General features: G+C 52.6%; 20 protein-coding genes. 11 read left to right on the forward strand and 9 right to left on the reverse strand.

Features of this window, described 5'->3' with window-relative positions:
• Positions 1-314: 314 nt before the first annotated feature.
• The 3 genes from EDF78_RS03885 to dbpA all read right to left on the reverse strand — a co-directional run bounded on the left by EDF78_RS03885 (position 315) and on the right by dbpA (position 4,385).
• Positions 315-2,354, reverse strand: a complete 2,040-nt coding sequence (locus EDF78_RS03885) for a prolyl oligopeptidase family serine peptidase (RefSeq protein WP_133822619.1) — start codon at positions 2,352-2,354, stop codon at positions 315-317.
• A 122-nt stretch (positions 2,355-2,476) separates the two neighbouring features.
• On the reverse strand, positions 2,477-2,842 hold the full coding sequence (gene yebF, locus EDF78_RS03890) for a protein YebF (RefSeq protein WP_095921398.1): 366 nt from the start codon (positions 2,840-2,842) through the stop codon (positions 2,477-2,479).
• Between the two features lie 160 nt (positions 2,843-3,002).
• Positions 3,003-4,385, reverse strand: a complete 1,383-nt coding sequence (gene dbpA, locus EDF78_RS03895; protein ID WP_131694450.1) for an ATP-dependent RNA helicase DbpA — start codon at positions 4,383-4,385, stop codon at positions 3,003-3,005.
• Positions 4,386-4,645: 260 nt separating this feature from the next.
• On the opposite strand from dbpA, the gene purT reads away from it, so the two are divergent.
• Positions 4,646-5,824: a formate-dependent phosphoribosylglycinamide formyltransferase gene (purT, locus tag EDF78_RS03900; RefSeq protein ID WP_133822620.1), complete on the forward strand. Its 1,179-nt coding sequence runs from the start codon at positions 4,646-4,648 to the stop codon at positions 5,822-5,824.
• 99 nt (positions 5,825-5,923) lie between these two features.
• Here the strand turns inward: purT and EDF78_RS03905 are convergent, their stop codons facing one another.
• Positions 5,924-6,103: a YoaH family protein gene (locus EDF78_RS03905; protein ID WP_112291045.1), complete on the reverse strand. Its 180-nt coding sequence runs from the start codon at positions 6,101-6,103 to the stop codon at positions 5,924-5,926.
• Between the two features lie 162 nt (positions 6,104-6,265).
• On the opposite strand from EDF78_RS03905, the gene pabB reads away from it, so the two are divergent.
• From pabB to EDF78_RS03925, 4 genes are all read left to right on the forward strand, one after another.
• Positions 6,266-7,645 (forward strand): aminodeoxychorismate synthase component 1, encoded by a 1,380-nt coding sequence (gene pabB / locus EDF78_RS03910; RefSeq protein ID WP_133822621.1) that lies wholly within the window; start codon positions 6,266-6,268, stop codon positions 7,643-7,645.
• Positions 7,642-8,244: a CoA pyrophosphatase gene (locus tag EDF78_RS03915; RefSeq protein WP_133822622.1), complete on the forward strand. Its 603-nt coding sequence runs from the start codon at positions 7,642-7,644 to the stop codon at positions 8,242-8,244. Before pabB ends, EDF78_RS03915 begins: the two co-directional genes overlap by 4 nt.
• Before the next feature lie 207 nt (positions 8,245-8,451).
• Positions 8,452-9,816, forward strand: a complete 1,365-nt coding sequence (locus EDF78_RS03920) for an L-serine ammonia-lyase (protein WP_119826433.1) — start codon at positions 8,452-8,454, stop codon at positions 9,814-9,816.
• A gap of 317 nt (positions 9,817-10,133) precedes the next feature.
• The gene (locus EDF78_RS03925) at positions 10,134-11,726 is read left to right on the forward strand and encodes an EAL domain-containing protein (protein ID WP_095921391.1); all 1,593 of its coding nucleotides are present in this window, start codon (positions 10,134-10,136) and stop codon (positions 11,724-11,726) included.
• A gap of 90 nt (positions 11,727-11,816) precedes the next feature.
• Here the strand turns inward: EDF78_RS03925 and EDF78_RS03930 are convergent, their stop codons facing one another.
• Positions 11,817-13,376 carry a TerC family protein gene (locus EDF78_RS03930; RefSeq protein ID WP_133822623.1) on the reverse strand — a complete coding sequence of 520 codons (1,560 nt, stop codon included), beginning with the start codon at positions 13,374-13,376 and terminating at the stop codon, positions 11,817-11,819.
• Positions 13,377-13,968: 592 nt separating this feature from the next.
• Between EDF78_RS03930 and manX the strand changes: the two genes are divergently transcribed.
• The 5 genes from manX to mntP all read left to right on the forward strand — a co-directional run bounded on the left by manX (position 13,969) and on the right by mntP (position 18,022).
• On the forward strand, positions 13,969-14,931 hold the full coding sequence (gene manX, locus EDF78_RS03935; protein ID WP_095921389.1) for a PTS mannose transporter subunit IIAB: 963 nt from the start codon (positions 13,969-13,971) through the stop codon (positions 14,929-14,931).
• 90 nt (positions 14,932-15,021) lie between these two features.
• A complete protein-coding gene (locus EDF78_RS03940) occupies positions 15,022-15,819 on the forward strand; it encodes a PTS mannose/fructose/sorbose transporter subunit IIC (RefSeq protein ID WP_095921388.1) in 798 nt (265 codons plus the stop codon).
• An 11-nt stretch (positions 15,820-15,830) separates the two neighbouring features.
• Positions 15,831-16,673: a PTS mannose transporter subunit IID gene (locus EDF78_RS03945; RefSeq protein WP_095921387.1), complete on the forward strand. Its 843-nt coding sequence runs from the start codon at positions 15,831-15,833 to the stop codon at positions 16,671-16,673.
• A 105-nt stretch (positions 16,674-16,778) separates the two neighbouring features.
• Complete coding sequence (locus tag EDF78_RS03950) at positions 16,779-17,237, forward strand: DUF986 family protein (protein WP_119826437.1); 459 nt, start codon at positions 16,779-16,781, stop codon at positions 17,235-17,237.
• 212 nt (positions 17,238-17,449) lie between these two features.
• Positions 17,450-18,022: a manganese efflux pump MntP gene (mntP, locus tag EDF78_RS03955; RefSeq protein WP_119826439.1), complete on the forward strand. Its 573-nt coding sequence runs from the start codon at positions 17,450-17,452 to the stop codon at positions 18,020-18,022.
• Here mntP and rlmA read toward each other — a convergent pair.
• Positions 18,014-18,835 (reverse strand): 23S rRNA (guanine(745)-N(1))-methyltransferase, encoded by an 822-nt coding sequence (gene rlmA / locus EDF78_RS03960; RefSeq protein WP_119826441.1) that lies wholly within the window; start codon positions 18,833-18,835, stop codon positions 18,014-18,016. The genes mntP and rlmA overlap by 9 nt on opposite strands.
• A 148-nt stretch (positions 18,836-18,983) precedes the next feature.
• Between rlmA and pgeF the strand changes: the two genes are divergently transcribed.
• Positions 18,984-19,685, forward strand: a complete 702-nt coding sequence (pgeF, locus tag EDF78_RS03965) for a peptidoglycan editing factor PgeF (protein ID WP_133822624.1) — start codon at positions 18,984-18,986, stop codon at positions 19,683-19,685.
• Between the two features lie 59 nt (positions 19,686-19,744).
• On the opposite strand, the gene cspE is transcribed toward pgeF, so the two are convergent.
• From cspE to EDF78_RS03980, 3 genes are all read right to left on the reverse strand, one after another.
• Positions 19,745-19,954, reverse strand: a complete 210-nt coding sequence (gene cspE / locus EDF78_RS03970) for a transcription antiterminator/RNA stability regulator CspE (RefSeq protein ID WP_002221949.1) — start codon at positions 19,952-19,954, stop codon at positions 19,745-19,747.
• Positions 19,955-19,995: 41 nt separating this feature from the next.
• Entirely contained in the window at positions 19,996-20,112 is a 117-nt protein-coding gene (locus tag EDF78_RS03975) for a DUF2627 domain-containing protein (protein WP_071823629.1), read from the reverse strand.
• Between the two features lie 1,101 nt (positions 20,113-21,213).
• On the reverse strand, positions 21,214-22,203 hold the full coding sequence (locus tag EDF78_RS03980) for an MBL fold metallo-hydrolase (RefSeq protein ID WP_133822625.1): 990 nt from the start codon (positions 22,201-22,203) through the stop codon (positions 21,214-21,216).
• Positions 22,204-22,221 lie beyond the last annotated feature (18 nt).

Genomic DNA, 22,221 nt, shown 5'->3' on the forward strand with positions numbered 1-22,221 from the left:
TGAGCAACCCAATCCACCCGCTTTAGAGAGGCAATTATGAGTAAAGGAATGGATAGCAAAAAGAATGCGAAGAAAAAGCCATTGAAAACACCAGCCGAAAAAAAGGCTGATAAAAAAGCCAAGAAAGCTTCTGCTTAACACTGGTCTTCGTAGATCAAACCCGCCGAGAGCGGGTTTTTTTATTTCCCCGTCATACTTCACATCATAGGGCATTGGCTGCGTTGACTCACCCGAATCACTGACCTTTGTCAGCTCATCGGGATTCGCTCTGTTGCCGCCTGCCATTCGAATGATTCAGGGGAAAAGCCTGATACTCAGTTTTTCGTCGCCAGCGCCAGCACAAAGGCGTATTCCAGCGCGATATCCTCGTAGGCTTTGAAACGACCGGATTTGCCACCGTGGCCGGAATCCATATCGGTATGCATCAGCAACTGGTTATCGTCAGTTTTCAGCTCACGTAATTTCGCCACCCATTTGGCCGGTTCCCAGTATTGCACCTGCGAATCATGCAGACCGGTGGTCACCAGCATATGCGGGTAAGCCTGCGCACGCACCTGATCGTACGGGCTGTATTGCAGCATGTAATCGTAAAAGGCTTTGTCGTTCGGATTGCCCCACTCGTCGTATTCACCGGTGGTCAGCGGAATAGATTCATCAAGCATGGTGGTCACCACGTCAACAAACGGCACCTGCGCCACAATGCCGTGATACAGCTCCGGCGCCTGATTAATGATCGCCCCCATCAGCAAACCACCTGCACTGCCGCCCATGGCATACACCTGTCCGGCATCGCCATAGCCTTCAGCAACCAGTTCTTTGGTCACGTCAATAAAATCATGGAACGTATTGAGTTTATTGAACAGTTTGCCATCGTCATACCATTGCTGACCTAATTCTGCCCCGCCGCGGATATGCGCCAGCGCAAAGACAAAACCCCGGTCGAGTAAACTCAGACGGCTGCCGCTGAATGCCGGATCCATACTGCTGCCGTAGGAACCGTAACCGTACACCAGCAACGGATTTTCATTCGGTTTAAACAGTTCGCGACGGTAGACCAGTGACACCGGCACTTTCACGCCATCGCGTGCTGTCACCCAGACACGTTCACTGCGGTAATTGGCCGCATCAAAATCTTTCACTTCCTGCTGTTTGAGCAACGTACGGTCATGGGTATCCAGATCGAGTTCAAACAGCGTGCTCGGCATGGTCATGGAGGAATACCCATAGCGCAGCAATGCGGTATCCGGTTCCGGGTTGTAGGCCAGCCAGGTGGTGTAAGTCGGGTCATCAAAGGCCAGCGATTTTTCCTCACCGGTTTTCCAGTGGATTTGGCGCAACTGCGTCAGTCCCTGATGGCGTTCTTCCACCACCAGCCAGTCACGGAACAGACTAAAACCCTCGAGCATCACTTCGATTCGCGGTGCAATCAGCGTCTGCCAGCTGGCTTCCGTGCCATTCTCGCCTTTGTACAGGCCGAAGTTTTTACCGTCTTTATTGGAGCGAATATAGAAATGCCCGAGGTAATGATCGAGGGCATATTCATGGTCTTTGCGACGCGAGAGAAACACCTGCGGTGTGGCCTGCGGATCATCGGCATCCAGCAGCAGGATCTCCGACGTCGTGGTGCTGTCGAGATGGATCAGGATGTATTTTTCTGACGTGGTTTTATCCAGCCCGACGTAAAACGTGTCGTCTTTCTCTTCATACACCAGCTTGTCGGTTTTCGGATCGGTGCCGACTACGTGACGATAAACCTGATACGGCAGCAGGGTTTTCTTGTGTTTGCGCACGTAATACAGCGTCTGCGAATCGTTGGCCCATTCGCTGCTGCCGGAGGTGTTTTTCAGCAGATCGTCAGTCCAGGTGTCGTCATCGAGTTTTTTAATGCGGATGTCGTACTGACGGCGGGAAAGAAAATCTTCCGCCACGGACATTAGCTGATTATCCGGGCTGATATCCAGACCGCCCAGCGTGTAAAACTCGCTGTCTTTGGCGCGTTCATTACCGTCAACCAGCGTGCTCCAGTGCTCCTGTTCAGCGGCTGGCTGGCGCAGATAGATGGCGTATTCGTTGCCCGGCTCATAGCGGGTCTGATAGCGGTAACCATGCTTCACGTAAGGAACGGAATGATCCTGCTGCGCGATACGCGCGACCATTTCGCCGTACAGGGTTTCGCGCAGCGCCTGATGTGGCTGCATGGCCTGTGCGGTAAATTCGTTTTCAGCGGTCAGATAAGCCAGAACCTGAGGATCGGCGCGGTCATCGTCACGCAGCCAGTAGTAATTATCGACGCGGTTATCGCCGTGTGCACTCAGGATTTGCGGGCGTTTTTCAGCCTTTGGAGGTGTCATCATCTCGGGATCTCTTTGTCCTCTTTGCGGTGTGACAAGAGTGACAGGTTTAGACAGGGAAACCAAGAGACGTCAATGCGGGGAAATAATGCGTCCGCTAAGGGATAACGGACGCCGTCGGACGTTTATACCGGTGCGCTGTAGCTGATTTCGCCGATCTGGCAGTTGAGGCTTACCTGATAGGTTTTATCGGTGTGATCGCCACGCACTTTCAGCGGGATATTCCATCGGGCGTTATCGCCGCTGATGCTGTCCGTCACCACCCAGGCCACCGGTGTCGACGTGCCGAGCACTTTTTTATCCGCATCCCAGCGCGGGATGCGGTTTTGCAGGAAATCACGTTTGACCAGCGCCGCCACATCATCTTTGGTGGCCGTGGAGCATGGCGTGATGGTGGCCGTTCTGACTTCCGCATCATCAGCCTGCGCGACCTGGCTCAGTCCGCTCATTCCTGCTACTGCCATCACAACGCCTAAGATTATCTTTTTCATCGTTCGTCTTCCTGTCTTTGTCGTTCATTGAGTTGACCTTACCGGACAATATCCCTACTCAAAATAAGGTCATCACCTGCGTCAGATAATATAATCCTCAACAAGGCAATAACACAACATTAACAATATGACGTTCAACGCAAAGCGAAAAGAAAATCTGTCAGCGCAGGATAATGGCTTTGCAATTCTTGCCTTTGATTTTCCCTTCCTGCAAACGTTGCAGTGCTTTCTTCGCGCTTTTCTGGCGGATCGCCACATAAGCATGCACCGGGAACATATCGATTTTACCGACTTCAGCGGCGGTCAGCCCGGCATCACCGGTCAGCGCGCCCAGAATATCACCGGGACGGATTTTGGCTTTACGGCCACCGTCAATGCACAGGGTCGCCATTTCAGGATCCAGTGCCACCGGCGCGGCGGCCAGTGCCTGTGCAGCGGGCTGCCAGGTAAACCGCTGGCGGGTGTAATCTTCCAGCGCGGTCACACGCGGCATTTCCTGCGGCGTCACCAGGCTGACCGCCAGACCGCTCGTCCCTGCGCGACCGGTACGGCCCACGCGGTGAACGTGAACTTCCGGATCGAAAGAGAGTTCGTAGTTGATCACCAGACCTAACTGTTTGATGTCCAGTCCACGCGCCGCCACGTCTGTCGCCACCAGCACACGGCAACTGCCGTTGGAGAAACGCACCAGCACGCGGTCGCGGTCACGCTGTTCAAGGTCACCGTTCAGCGCCAGCGCACTGATGCCTTTTGCCTTCAGGTCATCACAGACATCCTGACAATCGCGTTTGGTGTTACAGAACACCACGCAGGAGGTCGGCTGATGCTGATACAGCACCGCAGCCAGCAGAGATAAACGTTGCTGCTTACCGGCTTCGATGAAGATCTGCTGAATATCAGCAATGTCGTCTTCACCTTCGATTTCCACTTTCAGCGGCTGACGCTGGAATTTGGAACTGATGCGCTCGATGCCGTCCGGATAGGTCGCGGAGAACAGCAGCGTCTGGCGGTTTTGCGGCGTATAGCTCACCACATCTTCGATGTCTTCGCTAAAGCCCATGTCCAGCATGCGGTCGGCTTCATCCAGCACCAGCACTTTCAGCTCGTCCAGTTTCAGCGTGCCCTTGCGCAGATGCTCCTGAATACGTCCCGGCGTACCGACCACAATGTGCGGCGGATGCACCAGTGATTCGAGCTGAGGCCCGATCGCCTGCCCCCCGCAAAGGGTGAGGATTTTGATGTTCTGGGTAAAACGAGCCAGACGGCGTAATTCTTTGCTGACCTGATCGGCCAGTTCGCGGGTCGGACACAGGACCAGAGCCTGCGCCACAAACTGTGAAACGGTGATGCTGTTCAGCAAACCGATACCGAAGGCGGCGGTTTTACCGCTGCCGGTTTTGGCTTTGGCGCGGACGTCCTGACCCAGCAGGATGGCGGGCAACGACGCTTCCTGAATCGGGGTCATTTCGGTGTAACCCAGTTCATTCAGGTTAGAAAGTTGCTCAGCGGGTAATGTCAGGGCGGAAAAGGAATGCGTGCTCAAGGCGATAACTCTTTATGTGAGGCAAAAATCGGGGCAGCGGCAGGAAGCCTGACGCCATGGTTTGGCTAAATGATAACAGAGACGCTCACCGGCTGCCTTAAACAGCAGAAAACAGGCTAAAAAAAACCTGTAAAACACGGTTTTGTTGCACAGAGAATTTTACCTGACGTGCCACGCAATCGTTTTCGTCGCCATTTATTTCAGATATACTGCGCGCCGAAATTCCTGTTTTCACTCACCACAGATCTGGGTACGAAGCTATGTTAACCATTGGTACTGCACTGCGCACCGGCGCCACCCGCGTCATGTTATTAGGCTCTGGCGAGTTGGGTAAAGAAGTGGCCATCGAATGTCAGCGTCTTGGCCTGGAAGTGATCGCCATTGACCGCTACGCCGATGCACCGGCGATGCAGGTCGCTCATCGCAGTCATGTGATTAATATGCTCGACGGCGACGCGTTGAAAGCAGTTATCGAAAGTGAACGCCCTGATTTTATCGTGCCTGAAATCGAAGCCATCGCAACCAGCATGCTGGTTGAGCTGGAAAAACAGGGCCACAACGTGGTGCCTTGTGCTGAAGCGACCCGCCTGACCATGAACCGCGAAGGCATTCGCCGTCTGGCCGCTGAAACCCTGAAATTACCGACATCGACGTATCAGTTCGCTGATGATGAAGCGGCTTTCCGTCAGGCCGTCGACGCCATCGGTTATCCATGCATTATCAAGCCGGTCATGAGCTCATCCGGTAAAGGCCAGAGCCTGATCCGCAGCGCCGATCAGTTACAGACCGCATGGGATTACGCGCAGCAAGGCGGCCGTGCAGGCGGCGGACGCGTGATTGTTGAAGGACTGGTGAAGTTTGATTTCGAAATCACCTTGCTGACCATCAGCGCCGTTGACGGCATTCATTTCTGCGCGCCAATCGGACACCGTCAGGAAGACGGCGATTACCGCGAATCCTGGCAGCCACAGCAGATGACTGAGCTGGCATTGCAGCGTGCAAAAGACATCGCGGAGAAAGTGGTGAAAGCGCTGGGCGGCAAAGGCCTGTTCGGCGTTGAGCTGTTCGTGTGCGGCGACGAAGTGATTTTCAGCGAAGTCTCCCCTCGCCCGCACGACACCGGTATGGTGACGCTGATTTCTCAGGATCTGTCCGAGTTTGCTCTGCATGTACGCGCGTTCCTCGGCCTTCCTGTAGGTAAAATCCGCCAGTTCGGCCCTTCTGCATCTGCCGTGATTCTGCCGGAACTGACCAGCAATAACGTCACGTTCAGCGGTCTGGAAAATGCGCTGACGGGCTACAATCAGGTTCGTCTGTTCGGCAAGCCGGAAATCAGTGGCAAACGTCGTCTGGGTGTGGCGCTGGCGATTGCAGACAATGTTGAAGACGCCGTGGAACAGGCGAAAAAAGCGGCCGCTGCTGTGGTTGTTAAAGGCTAGACGATTCAGAATGCTGAGACGAAAAAAAACCGGACGCCTGAAAAGGGTCCGGTTTTTCTTTGTCATGACGCAAGCAGTGACGCAAACCGTCAGTCAGTTTTATTCGTCTTCGTCATCAAAAATGACGGTTACGCGGTCGCCTTTATGCGTTTCGCGGATTTCTTCTGCAACGGTCGCAATGGCTTCGCCGCTGCTCATGCCGTTTTCCATTAACTGGCGGATACGATCGGCGGCCTGTTCTTGTTCATGATGTGATAATGAAGGCATACCTGTCAGCATGGGAGTGTCCTGTTGTACTGGTGATAAATAAAGCCCGCGCAAGGCGGGGTTGCACAGTATACGCCTAAATAAGGCAAATCGCCTGCGCTGCTTTCAGCCCCTCAGTTCTGTGTTAGGATCGGCCTAAAATACGTCATCGCGCCAGAGAAGCTTATACCTGCCATGCAAGCCACCCAGTCCGTTGTTTTTCACTCCTTACCTTATCATCCAGATGCACTGACAGAGCGCTTCACACCGCTTTCCGCCCTGCCCTGGGCGATGCTTTTACACTCAGGTGCAGCACAGCATCAGCATAACCGTTTCGATATTCTGGTGGCGGATCCGCTGATAACATTGACCACCCGTGGCGGGCTGACGCAGATTGAAAAAAATGGCGTGGAACAATGCCGGCAGGACGATCCCTTCGCCTTGCTTGAAGAGCAACTGACTGCTTGCGGATTACACGCAGAAAGCTTGCCTGACTTTCCGTTTCTCGGCGGCGCTCTCGGGCTGTTCGGCTATGATTTAGGCCGTCGCGTTGAGGATCTGCCACAAATCGCGATACGCGATATTGAGTTGCCCGATATGGCTGTCGGGATTTATGACTGGGCGCTGATCGCCGATCATCATTTGCAGCGTTTAACATTGATTTGTCATGGCGATATTTCTGCACGTTTGCGCTGGCTTGATGAGCATCAGAAAATCCGCTCTTCGTCAGCGCCTTTCCGGCTGAATGCGCCGTGGCAGGCGAATATGAGCCGCGAAGAATACGGGCAAAAGTTCAGGCAGATTCAGGAATATATCCGCGACGGCGATTGTTATCAGATCAATCTGGCGCAACGTTTTTCCACGCAGTACGACGGCGATGAATGGCAGGCTTTTCTGCGTCTGAATCAGGCCAACCGTGCGCCCTTCTCGGCATTTCTGCGTCTGCCGCAAAACACCGTTCTCAGTCTGTCGCCGGAGCGTTTTATCTGGCTCAAAGAAAACCAGATTCAGACACGACCGATTAAAGGCACCCTGCCACGTTGCGAAGATCCGACAGAAGATGCGCGACAGGCAGAAAGGCTGGCAGGATCGGAGAAAGATCGTGCCGAGAACCTGATGATTGTCGATTTGCTGCGTAATGATATCGGGCGCGTCGCCGTGCCCGGCAGCGTGCGCGTGCCGGAACTGTTTGTGGTAGAGCCGTTTCCGGCGGTGCATCATCTGGTCAGCACCATCACTGCGCAGTTACCGCAAGAGTGCCATCCTGCGGCCTTGTTACGCGCCTGTTTCCCCGGCGGTTCCATTACCGGCGCACCGAAAGTGCGTGCAATGGAAATCATCGAAGAACTCGAGCCACATCGCCGCAACGGCTATTGCGGCAGCATCGCGTATATCAGCTTTTGCGGCACCATGGACAGTAACATCACCATCCGCACGTTACTCACGTCGCAGGGAAAAATTCATTGCTGGGCAGGCGGCGGGATTGTGGCGGACAGTCAGGAACAGGCAGAATATCAGGAAACTTTTGATAAGATTGCCCGAATTCTGCCTCAGTTAGGAGAAACATCATCGTGACTTTGCTGGAACAACATGCGCCAATTCAGACACTTTCCCCCGCTGTTGAAGATTTCATATTGCGCTTTCAGTTGCAGCAACCTCGCCAGCCCGCACCGGCGCTGCGCGGAACCCGTCACGCTGCGGTGCTGATCCCGATCATATGCCGCCCCGAACCTACGCTGTTACTGACACGCCGATCAGATCAGCTGCGCAAACACGCGGGACAAGTCGCCTTTCCCGGCGGCGCGGCGGATGCTTCTGATGCGTCGATTATCGCCACGGCCTTGCGTGAAGCGCAGGAAGAAGTCGCCATTCCGCCTGAACAGGTTTATGTATTAGGCACACTTTCGCCGCAGGATAGCAGCAGCGGTTTTCGGGTCACACCGGTAGTAGGGCTGTTACCCGTCGATGCGCCGCTGCATCCGGCTGAAGACGAAGTCGCCGAGTTATTTGAAATGCCGCTGCGTGAAGCTTTTGATCTGGCTCGTTATCACCCGCTTGATATTCATCGCAGGGGCATTCATCACCGCGTTTATTTGTCCTGGTATCAGCAGCAATTTGTCTGGGGTCTCACCGCCGCTATCATCCGCCAGCTCGCCGGACAGGTCGAAGTCTGAGCGCTCTGATTACATAGCGATCACACTTTTGCATCAAATAAGTTTATTTCATGCGAAAAATGAAACTTTTGCCTCTCAGCCCTTTTAAACTATAAGTCTATCCATAAGAACAAGAGAGCCGTCCATAAAGACGAAATCTCGCGGTCGTTCATTTATGGAAGCCAGGGATCCCGTTCCCTGCCGCAATCTATTACAGGAGTATTCGACGTGATTAGCGTTTTCGACATGTTCAAGGTCGGGATTGGCCCTTCCAGTTCCCATACTTTGGGCCCGATGAAAGCAGGGAAACAGTTCGCTGATGACCTGCTGGAAAAGGGCATGATGCCTGCCGTTACGCGTGTCGCCGTGGACGTTTTTGGTTCTTTGTCCCTGACAGGCAAAGGCCACCACACAGATATCGCCATTATTTTAGGCCTGGCGGGTAACCAGCCAGACACCGTCGACATTGACGGCATTCCCCATTTTATCCGCGACGTTGAGCAACGTGAGCGCCTGCCGTTGGGCACAACCCAGCACGAAGTCGATTTCCCACGCGATACCGGCATGGTATTTCGCGGGGAGAATTTGCCGCGTCACGAGAACGCCATGCAAATCCACGCCTTCGCGGGCGACAAGATGATTTACAGCAAGACGTATTACTCTGTCGGCGGCGGTTTTATTGTTGATGACGAGCATTTCGGCCAGCCGGTACTCGACGAAGTGACCGTGCCGTACAGCTTTAATTCGGCCAGTGAAATGCTGGCAAAATGTAAGGAAACCGGGCTGTCATTATCCGGTCTGGTGATGAAAAACGAGCTGGCTCAGCACAGCAAACAGGACATCGAGCAGTATTTCGAGAAGATCTGGCACACCATGCAAGCGTGTATCGATCGCGGCCTGAATACCGAAGGTGTGTTGCCCGGTCCGCTGCGGGTGCCGCGTCGTGCTTCTGCCCTGCGGCGGATGCTGGTGTCAAATGATAAACTGTCCAGCGACCCGATGAACGTCATCGACTGGGTGAATATGTTTGCGCTGGCAGTTAACGAAGAGAATGCCGCAGGCGGACGTGTGGTCACCGCGCCAACCAACGGGGCGTGCGGCATTGTTCCGGCGGTTCTGGCCTATTACGATCAGTTTATTCAGTCGGTCAGCCCGGACATTTATCTGCGTTACTTCCTGACCTCCGGCGCGATCGGTATTCTGTATAAAATGAACGCCTCTATTTCCGGTGCGGAAGTCGGTTGTCAGGGCGAAGTCGGTGTGGCCTGTTCGATGGCGGCGGCGGGTCTGACGGAACTGCTGGGCGGAAGCCCGGAGCAAGTCTGCGTCGCGGCTGAAATTGGTATGGAACACAATCTGGGTTTAACCTGCGACCCGGTCGCCGGACAGGTTCAGGTGCCATGCATCGAACGCAATGCCATTGCGTCAGTGAAAGCCATTAACGCCGCCCGTATGGCGTTACGCCGCACCAGCGAGCCAAGAGTGTCACTGGATAAAGTCATTGAGACGATGTACGAAACCGGTAAAGACATGAACGCTAAATACCGTGAAACCTCACGCGGTGGTCTGGCAATCAAGGTTCAGTGCGACTGATTTTGTCGCTTTCCTGCGGTGCATCAGGGTGCGTGTTTTTTAACCGCTCCACCGCAGGAAATACCATTACGGGGGAAGCAGGCAGCAATAAAACCTTCGCTAACAACAACCTGTTGTATTATCAAGATATAATAGTTGTGACACTTGCTTTCTACCCTGCACGTACGGCATGCTGATTTCCGCCTGATTTTTCCCGTTCAGAGCGCCCTGCGTTTTACAGCTAATCTCAATAATAATTTAATGGCTGTCACGCACCGGTAACCCCTTAAAAATAATAATTTTGACCTGCATTAATACGGGATAAAAGGATTAGAACGATGCTGTTCTCCCAGACCGGACTGGCGAAGTATCGCTACTATCGCATTGCGCTCGCCAGTGCAATGGGGATATGTACGCTGCTTCTGACCCTTGGCATTCGTATTTACGAACAAGCTCAGGTCATTGCCGAAGACCAACAACGCGTGGCAATTCACACCGTTGAAAAATTAGAAAAGTTGCTTGAGCCTGCTTCCCCGGCGGGAAGAACCCTTCCTGTCGATCAAACCCTCAGCTGTGCGGCGTTGCAACCCGTGATGCAGCAGACCGTCGCACGCATGCAGACGTTGCGATCCATTAGCCTGGTCAGTGACGGCAAAATCATCTGTTCCAGCCTGGTGGGTACGCTGGATCTGAGCTTCAGTAAAACCCTGCCTTCTCTGGCGCAGGGTAAAACCCAGCTTGAACTTCGCGCGTCGAAATGGAGCCGCGTGGACACGCCGACGCTGGTGCTCTGGCAGCCGACTACGCCGGATAACCTCAACGGTGAACTGTTTGTTTATAACATCGGGATTTTGTCGAATTTCCTGCTCGAACCCCAGCCACCTTACGCCAGTCACATTGTGTTAAATGTCGGCAAGCAAAATCTCGAGTACGGTAAAAATACCATCGTCACCAACAGCGCCCTGCCGCAACCGCCGCTGCTGAGTGCGCAATCGAAGAAATATGATTTTTCCGTGTCCATTTACGGCGAAGAAGCCAGCACGCTGGCCTGGGGAGAACTGCTTTCACACCTGCCGCTGTCGCTTCTGATCAGTCTGCTGACCGCTACGGCGGTGTATCTGCTTTCGGGAAGCCGTATCAGTCTGGCCTACCCGATCAGCCACGGTATTTCACACCGCGAATTTAAAGTCTATTGCCAGCCGATCATTAACAGCACGGATGGTCGCTGCATCGGTGTGGAAACGCTGATGCGCTGGAAAAACCGCCGTCAGGAATGGGTCTCGCCGGATGTGTTTATTCCGCTCGCGGAACAACATGGCTTGATCATCTCGTTGACGCGCTATCTCATCAGAACCGTTGCCGAGAATCTGGCCGTGTTTCCGGCCACACCGGGTTTCTATGTCAGTATTAATGTCGCGGCACAGCACTTTAATAATATGGAAATCGTGGACGATATTCGCCAGCTCTGGCTGCCAGCGCAGCCTTCGGTTTCCCTGATGCTGGAGCTGACCGAGCGGACCCGTTTGCAGGAGTTGCGGGCGGCAGAGATTGCGCAGCTAAAAGAAATGGGCATTCTGCTGGCCATTGACGATTTCGGTACCGGCCACAGTTCACTGAGTTATCTCAAGACGCTGAATCCGGACGTGCTGAAAATTGACCAGGCCTTTACCGCGTCGATTGGTACCGATGCCATCAACGCGACGGTGACGGATACGATCATCACGCTGGCGCAGCGCCTCAATCTGAAGCTGATTGCTGAAGGGGTGGAAACCCGCGAACAGGTGGATTATCTGCGTAAACGCAAGGTCGATTCCTTGCAGGGCTATTATTTTGCCCGTCCGATGCCCATCGAAGTGTTCCCGATCTGGCTGGAGCGTTATAAGAAATCCACCCAGAATATGCCGTTGCAGGATAATCCGGATCTGGCCTGATGGCAGGAAACCGGCTTTCCCTCAACCCTGCAAATGACCATAAAAAACGGCGACCGAAGTCGCCGTTTTACATACCGAAATAAAGCCCCGTTACTGGTCTTCATCCCATTCGTTTTCTGACTTCATCCGCGTAATGCGCACGCGCTCAATGCGGTATTCCGACACATCCAGGATCTCAAAGTGCAGCGACGCCATCTCGATCACTTCGCCCGCAACCGGCATCTGACCTGATTTTGACAGCAACAGACCGGCAAGTGAGGCAAAATCGTCGTCAGGATTGACCAGCGTTTTGACGTCGAGGATTTGCTGCAACAGGTGTAAATCGGTCCCGCCTTTGGCAATCCACGCATCGCCATCCGCCACAACGTCCGGCGTTTCATCTTCGTCAGGGAATTCCCCTGCGATGGCTTCAAGAACGTCCAGCGGCGTCACCAGCCCCTGAATCACACCAAACTCGTTGCTGACCACCACCAGACGGCCTTTCGCCTTGCGCAGAACCGCCAGCAGATTGATGACATCCATGGTTTCCGGCACCACAATCGGCGGCGTTTTTTCAGCAAACGCCACAATGCTTTCACCCATTTCCAGCGCCACCAGCAGATCTTTCGCCCGCACCACACCGATCACATCATCCAGCGAATGACGGCAGATCGGGAACAGGCTGTGCGGCGTATCCAGCAGCTGACTGCGGATTTCTGCCGGAGACTTTTCACAGTCGACCCACGAAATCTCGGTGCGCGGCGTCATGATGCTGCGCAGTGAACGTGAGGCCAGCGTCAGCACCCCGGTGATCATGTGACGTTCTTCTTCTGCGAAGGTTTCACCGGCAGGCAATACCACGCCCGCAGGTTCATCTTCATGCTCATTCTGGCGTTTCCCGCCCATCAGTCGCTGAATCGCCTCGGCGGTACGCTCACGCATCGGACGGCTGGACTGACTTTTCAGGAAATTACGGCGCGCAATCTGGTTGAACAATTCAATCAGAATCGAGAAGCCAATCGCCGCGTACAGATAGCCTTTCGGAATGTGAAAACCGAAACCTTCCGCGATCAGGCTCAGACCAATCATCAGCAGGAAACTGAGACACAGCACCACCACGGTCGGATGATTGTTCACAAACCGCGTCAGCGATTTCGACGCCAGCAGCATCACTCCCATGGCAATCACCACGGCGGTCATCATGACAGCCAGATTGTTCACCATGCCGACGGCGGTGATCACCGCATCGAGAGAGAAGACGGCGTCGAGCACCACAATCTGCGCCACGACGGCCCAGAAACTGGCGTAGCCGCGGTTCGGTGCGCCATGCTCATCATGCCCTTCCAGCCGTTCGTGCAGTTCGGTGGTGGCTTTGAACAGCAGGAATATCCCCCCGACCAGTAAGATCAGATCACGGCCTGAGAAGCTGAACTGCGCAATACTGAACAGCGGCGTGGTCAGTTTGACCATCCACGAGATCAGCGACAGCAAGCCTAAACGCATGAACAGCGCCAGTGAAAGGCCGATGATACGGGCTTTATCACGCTGTTTCGGCGGCAGTTTATCGGCAAGAATCGCAATAAATACCAGGTTGTCGATGCCCAGAACAATTTCCAGCACGACAAGTGTCAGCAAACCGACCCAGATTGAAGGGTCCATCAAAAATTCCATGTCAGACTCCGCAATGAGTGATAGAAAAAAGACGCACAAAAACGCGATACGCCAGGCTGTCAGATGACCGTCCGGGGGTATGAGCTGCAAATTCAGCGGATGAAAGCGGTTTCAGTGCGGCAGAAATCAGGCCCATTGGGGCAGATTTGCCGGGGATCGTGAAGGTGAAAAGCGAAGAATAGTGACGTCGGTGACAGTCCATAGGGAGGGCTGAGGCCCGGTACTCCTGTTCAATGATTCGGAAAATCACTCTATCAGGAATGATTATTTGAAGAAAGTGTGTTTTTTTACCTTCAGCATCATTTTGAAACATCTATGCTGTTTTATTGTGCGGTGTGAAAGCGTATTCACAATACGTCGTTCAATAACGGACAGTCGTCACAAAAATTATTTTTTCGCACACTAAAATAAATCACGTCGTACAACCTGTTGAGGTTCTGCCACTTTACTGTTTCGCAGTCTTATCAGAAATTAAGGAATGCTAGTACGCAGGGAGTGCCCTGTCCGCCTCAGGAATAAAAACGGGCGGATATCATCAGCACCATTACTTATGTGCATAACTCTTTCCAAGAGTTAACAGAGGAGGTAGCGAGTGAGTATTGCTATTATCATCGGCACGCACGGGTCAGCAGCTGAGCAGTTGCTGAAAACAGCGGAAATGATTTTAGGTGAACAGGATAATGTCGCCTTTATTGATTTCGTTCCCGGCGAGAACGCCGAAACCCTGATCGAAAAGTACACGGCAAAGTTGGGTGGTTTAGACACCAGCAGCGGCGTCCTTTTCCTGGTCGACACCTGGGGTGGCAGCCCGTTTAATGCCGCCAGCCGTATTGTTGTCGATAAGGAAAATTACGAAGTTGTCACCGGTGTAAACATCCCGATGCTGGCAGAGACTTTCATGGCACGTGATGACAATCCTTCCTTCGCGGAACTGGTTGGCATTGCTGTAGAAACAGGTCGCATTGGCGTGAAGGCGCTGAAAGCCCCTGAACCTGCTGCCCAGGCCCCTGTTGCCGCCCCTGCGCCAAAAGCAGCCGCCCCGGCTAAACCTGCCGGTCCGAACGACCATATGAAAATCGGCCTCGCCCGTATCGATGACCGTTTGATTCATGGCCAGGTCGCGACCCGCTGGACCAAAGAAACCAACGTGACCCGCATTATTGTTGTCAGCGACGAAGTGGCTGCCGATACCGTGCGTAAAACGTTGCTGACTCAGGTTGCTCCTCCTGGTGTTACCGCACACGTCGTCGACGTCGCGAAAGCTATCCGTGTCTGGGATAACCCTAAATACGCTGGCGACCGCGTCATGTTCCTGTTCACTAACCCGACTGACGTTCTGCGTCTGGTTGAGGGTGGCGTGAACATTACCTCCGTCAATATCGGTGGTATGGCATTCCGTCAGGGCAAAACACAGGTCAATAACGCCGTGTCGGTCGACGAAAAAGATATCGAAGCGTTCCGTAAACTGAACGAAAAAGGTATCGAACTTGAAGTGCGTAAAGTCTCTACTGACTCACGCCTCAAGATGATGGATCTCATTAATAAGATGAATTAATAAGTGCATCGCGTTTTGCAGATTCCCTCAACGTTATCTGTCTGATGTGCCTGTTTATACTCAGCGTCCTTTGGTCATAGGAGAAGTGCAATGGAGATCACCACACTACAAATTGTGCTGATATTTATTGTTGCATGTATTGCCGGGATGGGTTCGATCCTGGATGAATTTCAGTTTCACCGTCCGTTAGTTGCCTGTACTTTGATCGGTTTTGTTCTTGGTGATGTGAAAACCGGGATCATCATCGGGGGTACTCTGGAAATGATCGCGCTTGGCTGGATGAACATCGGTGCCGCTGTTGCCCCGGATGCCGCCCTCGCCTCTATCATCTCCACCATTCTGGTTATCGCAGGCGGACAGTCTGTCGGTGCCGGTATCGCACTGGCTATTCCTCTGGCAGCCGCAGGCCAGGTGTTAACCATCATCGTTCGTACCATTACCGTTGCCTTCCAGCACGCAGCCGATAAGGCCGCTGAAAAAGGTAATCTGAGCGCGATCAGCTGGATCCACGTTTCGGCGCTGGTTCTGCAGGCAATGCGTATTGCTATCCCTGCCGTGATTGTTGCCGTTTCTGTCGGTACTGCCATCGTTCATGATCTGCTGGCCTCTATCCCTGAAGTGGTCACCAACGGTCTGAACATCGCCGGTGGTATGATCGTCGTGGTTGGTTACGCCATGGTCATTAACATGATGCGTGCTGGCTACCTGATGCCGTTCTTCTACCTCGGTTTCGTGACCGCTGCATTCACCAACTTCAACCTGGTTGCCCTGGGTGTGATTGGTGTGGTGATGGCAGTTCTCTACATCCAGTTGAGCCCGAAATACAACAAGTCTGCGCAAGCAGCGGCTGCACCGGGTGTTAACGATCTCGACAACGAATTGGATTAAGGGTGAAGGACATGGTTGATCAAACTGCAGTTAAAAAACTCACGGCCAGCGATATTCGCGGTGTGTTTATGCGCTCCAACCTTTTCCAGGGGTCATGGAACTTCGAACGTATGCAGGCGCTTGGCTTCTGCTACTGTATGGTGCCTGCCATTCGTCGTCTCTACCCTGAAAATAACGACGATCGCAAAGCGGCCATCAAACGCCACCTGGAATTCTTTAACACCCATCCTTACGTTGCAGCCCCGGTACTGGGTGTAACGCTGGCGATGGAAGAACAGCGTGCCAACGGCGCACCTATCGACGACGCGGCCATCAACGGCCTGAAAGTCGGTCTGATGGGGCCTCTGGCCGGTGTGGGTGACCCGATCTTCTGGGGTACTGTACGTCCGGTGTTTGCTGCACTGGGTGCGGGTATCGCGATGACCGGCAGCCTGCTGGGTCCGTTGCTGTTCTTCGTTCTGTTTAACCTTGTACGCTTGCTGACCCGCTACTACGGCGTGTCTTATGGCTACAAAAAAGGTGTCGATATCGTTAACGATATGGGCGGCGGCTTCCTGCAAAAACTGACCGAGGGGGCGTCAATTCTCGGCCTCTTTGTCATGGGGGCACTGGTTAATAAATGGACGCACGTTAACATTCCGCTGGTGGTGTCGAAAATCACCGATCAGACCGGCCATACCACCGTCACTACCGTCCAGACCATTCTGGATCAGCTGATGCCGGGTCTGGTACCGTTGCTGCTGACCTTCGGTTGTATGTGGCTGTTGCGTAAGAAAGTGAATGCGTTGTGGATCATCGTTGGCTTCTTCGCCATCGGTATCTTCGGTTACTGGATTGGCCTGCTGGGTCTCTGATAACCTCTGAAGCCGGGGAAATTTTCCCCGGCTTTTTTGTTTCTGTCGTTTGTCTTTTGCTGATTTTTACCTTGCTTTGCCTGATGGCTGTTAGCTGGAGTTTTCATGTCTGTTACTGATATCGTCCTCGCCCTTTTCACTCTCCTGTTGCTTGCCTACGCCATCTACGATGAGTTCATCATGGGCACCCGAAATGGCAAAACGCGTCTGCGGGTAAACCTGCGCCGCCGCAACCGGCTCGATTCGATTATCTTCATCGGCCTTCTGGCGATTCTGCTTTATAACAATATCCATGCGAATGGCACCGTTATTACCAATTATTTGCTGATCGGTCTGGCGCTGATTGCTTTCTATCTTTCTTTTATTCGCTGGCCAAAAATGCTCTTCAAACCGCAGGGTTTTTATTTCGCCAATACCTTCATCACCTATGACCGCATCCGCAGTATGAATCTTTCAGAAGACGGCATTCTGGTATTTGAATTAGAACAAAAAAAATTATTAATCCGCGTCAACGAACTGGACGATTTGGAAAGGATCTACAAAATTATGGTTGATAATCAATAGATTGAATATAAAGCACAGGTTATCAGTTATAGCACAGCGCATATTCACGATAATTCCGTTTAACCCTGTAAATAGCAATGATGTTAAATACCCTGTCAGCAGAGGTGTTATTTCAACGCAAGAGGGTGTTATTTAAAAACCCTGTTTTATTTGGTGTTGTCCTGAATAAAAATGCTGTGATAAGGTGACGCCTTCATTTGAGGGCTATTCTCGTGAACTTATCCGCTACGCTTATTCTGGCTTTTGGTATGTCTTTGGACGCCTTTGCGGTATCCATTGGTAAAGGTGCCGTCCTCACTCGCCCTTGTTTTCGCGAAGCCCTTCGCACCGGCCTGATTTTCGGTGTCATCGAAGCCATCACACCGCTGATTGGCTGGGGCCTTGGCCTGGTCGCCAGCCAGTACATCATGGCATGGAGTCACTGGGTCGCGTTTACCCTGTTATTTCTACTCGGCGCGAGGATGATATTCGAAGGCTTAAAGGATAAGCCGGATGAGAACCTGACCCTGGCCAGCCGGCATGGCTTCTGGATCCTCGCCGCCACCGCCACGGGCACCAGTCTCGATGCACTGGCTATCGGGGTCGGGTTAGCTCTGCTCGAAGTGAACATCATTCATACCGCCTTATTTATCGGCATGGCGACCATGGTGATGTCTACGCTTGGGATGATGATAGGACGTTTTATCGGCCCGCTGTTAGGCAAATGGGCCGAAGTGTTGGGAGGCGTGGTAATGATCGGAATAGGCGTGAGTATCCTGCTGGAACATCCGGGATTTTTACACTGATACGCGCTGATGTATCCTGATCAGGAAATCAGTTTCGCACTCAAAGGCTGTCTGAGCCTTTAAACTGGCCATCACCTCCTCCGTTGCCCGCCAAGCAAAAGGCGTCATCTGCAACAAATCAAACGCTTCTGCGCCTGCAAGGGTCATGTTATAGGCCAGAGTCTCGGTGCTTATCCGTTCAAAACCTTCGAGTTGTTCATCCAGATCAGCGTGCAGTTGCACATCCTGATAAATCAGCCCTTTCAACTGGTATAAATGTCGCGGCCCCGGTGCCACCGTGATCACCAACCCCCCCGGTTTTATCGCCCGGTGCAACTCCTGCGCCTTACAAGGGGCATAGATACGGATGACGGCATCCAGCGAGCCGTCGGCAAAGGGCAGCCGGTGGCTGGAGGCCACACAAAAAGACACATCGTGGTAGCGTTTAGACGCGTAACGGATAGCCACTTTCGCCACGTCCAGCCCGAAGACCTTCAGCGCCCGGCGTTGCATCAGCCGTCCGGCAAAGGCGGCGGTGTAATACCCTTCCCCGCAGCCGATATCCAGCAGCGTGTCCGCCGTCTGGGGTATCACCTCATCCAAGATATCCGTCAGACGGTCACGCAGAGGCTGATAGTGTCCGGCATCCAGAAAAGCCCGACGCGCCACCATCATTTCAGTACTGTCTCCGGGCTGCTTCGAGCGTTTGTGCTGCACGGGCATCAGATTGACATATCCCTCTTTCGCGTTATCAAACTGATGATTAGCCGGGCAACGCCATTGCTGACCTGCCAGCTCAAGCGGCTGGAAACAAAGTGGACACTGATAAGTCATGCGGAAAACCTGCAAGGAAAGTCTGAGGGAGCGAAAATTCGCAATAGTGCTAAGTCTAAAGAAGGTATCTGAGTGTTGCAACTGCTGGAAAAACCCGTCAAAAGGTGGCTACACTGATGCCATCACATTTTACTCACCGAGACACGAGATGAGTGACCACTCCGTTTTACTCAGTCATATACCCGGTATTTTGCATGGCTTCGGCGACAAACAGGCTTTGCTCCCTGCGCATCTGCAGGCCTATGAAGCCTCCCGCCCGGAAAAAAAACAGGTTCATGGCACCCGCATTGTGGATGTCACGGAGGCGGGTCAGGAATGCGGTGAAGCCGATGGATTCATCACCTCGAAGCCGGGCATCCTTCTGGCTGTGTTTACCGCTGACTGCCTGCCGCTGATTTTCAGCCGCAAGGATGGCAAAGAAGTGGCGGCGGTGCATGCAGGCTGGCGGGGTTTGATCGACGGGATTCTGGAACAAATGGCACAGCGGATTAATCAGACAAGTGATACCGCATCGTGGTCTGTGGCGATCGGCCCGGCGGCGGCGGCCTGCTGTTATGAAGTCAGTCAGGAGCTGATCGATACCTTTATGCAGCGTCTTGATTTGCCGCCTTCACTCATTTCCCCCCGCCACCGGCATCTTAATTTGGCCGCCATTGCGGAAGCGAAACTTCGGGCGCTGGGCTTTGCCGATATCGACCTTACAGGTGGCTGCACTATTTGCTCCCCTGATGCGGCGGGCAGCGGCTTCAGATACACCAGCTTTCGGCGCAACAGCCATCAGCGGGCGAAAGACCCGTCACATCCGGGCATCAGCGGTCGTAATCAGCAATCGGGGATCATCATTCTCTGAGACTGTATCGCAGAGACAAAAAAACCCGCCTTGGCGGGTTTTTTTACAGCTGACGCTGCTTAGATTGCAGTTACGTTAACTGCTGACGGGCCTTTCTGGCCGTCCTGGATTTCGAACTCTACGTTCTGGCCTTCAGCCAGAGTTTTGAAGCCGTTACCCTGGATTGCAGAGAAGTGTACGAACACGTCTTTGCTGCCGTCAGCAGGAGTAATGAAACCGAAACCTTTAGACTCGTTGAACCACTTAACTTGACCTTTGATCTTTGCCATCTTGAGTATTTCCTTTGGATTGTTTAAACCGCCCTGCGGCGTTACATAGACAAACTAGAGTCGTTACTGCTTGAGGCACTAAGATTAGAATCGGCAGAGAAGCGGTATTCAACGTGAACGTCTTTACTCAGAACTTCTATACTGAAAATGCCACACATATACAGAACTGTACCTCGTTTTACCCAGATGCGTTATCACATACTCTGAATTCGATGGCAAGCCATTTTTAATCAGTGATGGACATGTCGCACATATTTGAGCCGGTTAAAGGCACTTCGTGTTCAGTTATGCTGAAATATGTTGATAGACATGCTTTTTTCTGCTTTGCAGTTTTACCTGCATATCAAACAAAACAATAACGACCTGTTTTGATTATTGATCATTTAATGCAGAACCGTAAGCGTAAAAATCAGCTTTATTTGAATTTTTATTGTCAGAGTCTGCCTGAACCGGCTCTCTCTGCCTGCCTTCCCCAGCGCTTGCCAGAGGGTAATCGCAGGGGACACAGCCCGTCTGGCGGGCATGGTGGACACTTGTGCAACAGAACGGGCAACGGCTTGACGTCATTCCCTGGCAATATGACTGGTTATGCAATAATCAATTACGCCATAGATGGATAAAATGGTGCAAAACAAAGGGAGAAGCGAAATAAATGCACCTAAACTGTGCGCCTGGGCTGAGTGCCGGATAATAGCAAAACTTTTCTTTCCGCAGAGGCAGAGAATTCCAAACGGTCATTCCGTATCACGTCGATTTTTTATCCCGGTGTTTTTGACAATATAATGAATTAAAGTTTGCCACTTGGTTAAATCGCCATAACAGTTTGCAAACACCTTCCTTAGTCTTATTCAGATAATAAATATCGTTATAAAAAAATAATATTAATTACCGTGATCTGAATCGCATATTAGCGGTCAATATCCGGAAAGCGGCTCGCAGGTTTCCTCTTTTATCGGTTCACTCGTGGTGCCATGCAGACAACCCTCCGGCAGGATCACCCCTCAGCATAATCCGCTGTTTATCCTGATAAAATGCCAAGTCTCCCCGCCGGGAAAGCGCCAAAAGAGCGGATTTAAAGAATTATTCTGCTCAGGGCGATACGGGTGTAGAAAATAATAGCGAGCGAAATGGTGTTGATTAACATTCCCATAACACCTACGGAGTGTAAGTGTTAGGGAAGATTTTATTTAAGTGATAATACTTCTCATTTAATGATTAATGTCCGGGCATTTATCACCGGATTGAGGACAAAATCTAATTCAATCTTTAGAAATACTTGACCCGATTTTTAAAGGTTTGAATTCCATTTCTGGCGACGCACTTTGACTTATCGCTTCCTCTAATTCTCGCAGAGGTTGATCCAGTGAATCATCTGCTAATTCAAAAACACCCCAGTGAATAGGGACGGCTTTTTGACAGCGCAGTTCAGAAAAAACGGTCACCGCCTGCTGCGGGTCCATATGCTGCGCGCTCATGAACCATCTTGGTGCATAGGCGCCGACAGGAATAGCCGCAAAATCAAAAGGCCCCAGACGTTTGCCGATGAGTTCAAACTGGTTGCTGTAACCACTGTCGCCGGAAAAGAAGAAGCGTAACGAAGCATTCCTCACTACCCATCCGCACCACAGCGACTGGTTGCGATCCCACAATGTGCGCATACTCCAGTGACGCGCAGGCACCGCCGATAGGGTGAGATCGCCAAACTGATGCTCCTCCCACCAGTCGAGCTCTTCTATATAACGGGCTCCGCGACGCTCAAGCCAGGGTTTCATGCCTAACGGCACCATAAACTGCACATCGGGAAAACGTCGCAATAATTTGCGCACCGTCGCGCTGTCCAGATGATCATAGTGATTGTGTGAAAACAGCACGACATCAATCGGCGGCAGCTTTTCTACCGTGGCAGCCACCGGGGTTTTCCGTTTCGGCCCGTAAAAACTAAAAGGTGACGCGCGATCGGACAGAGCGGGATCCATCAGAACATAGCGCCCTGCCACTCGCAGCAGCAAACACGCATGGCCTAAAAACCACAAACGATCATCCGTTCCGCTAAAATCGGCTTCCTGCCACCACTGGCGGATGAAATGGTCATAACCCTTTTCCGGTGGTGCGGGCAGCTGTTGTGCTTTACGTTCTTTGCGCCAGCGCCTGAGATCGCCCTCCTGCCGGTTATGCGGTTCAGTATTGGTAAAACCTTCAGGTGTGTGATGCGCTTTTGAGGGATCGTAATACGGATTTTTACCTGACATAGGACTCCACGGGATAAC

The organism is Rahnella sp. BIGb0236 (assembly GCF_004364755.1).
GTDB lineage: Bacteria > Pseudomonadota > Gammaproteobacteria > Enterobacterales > Enterobacteriaceae > Rahnella > Rahnella victoriana.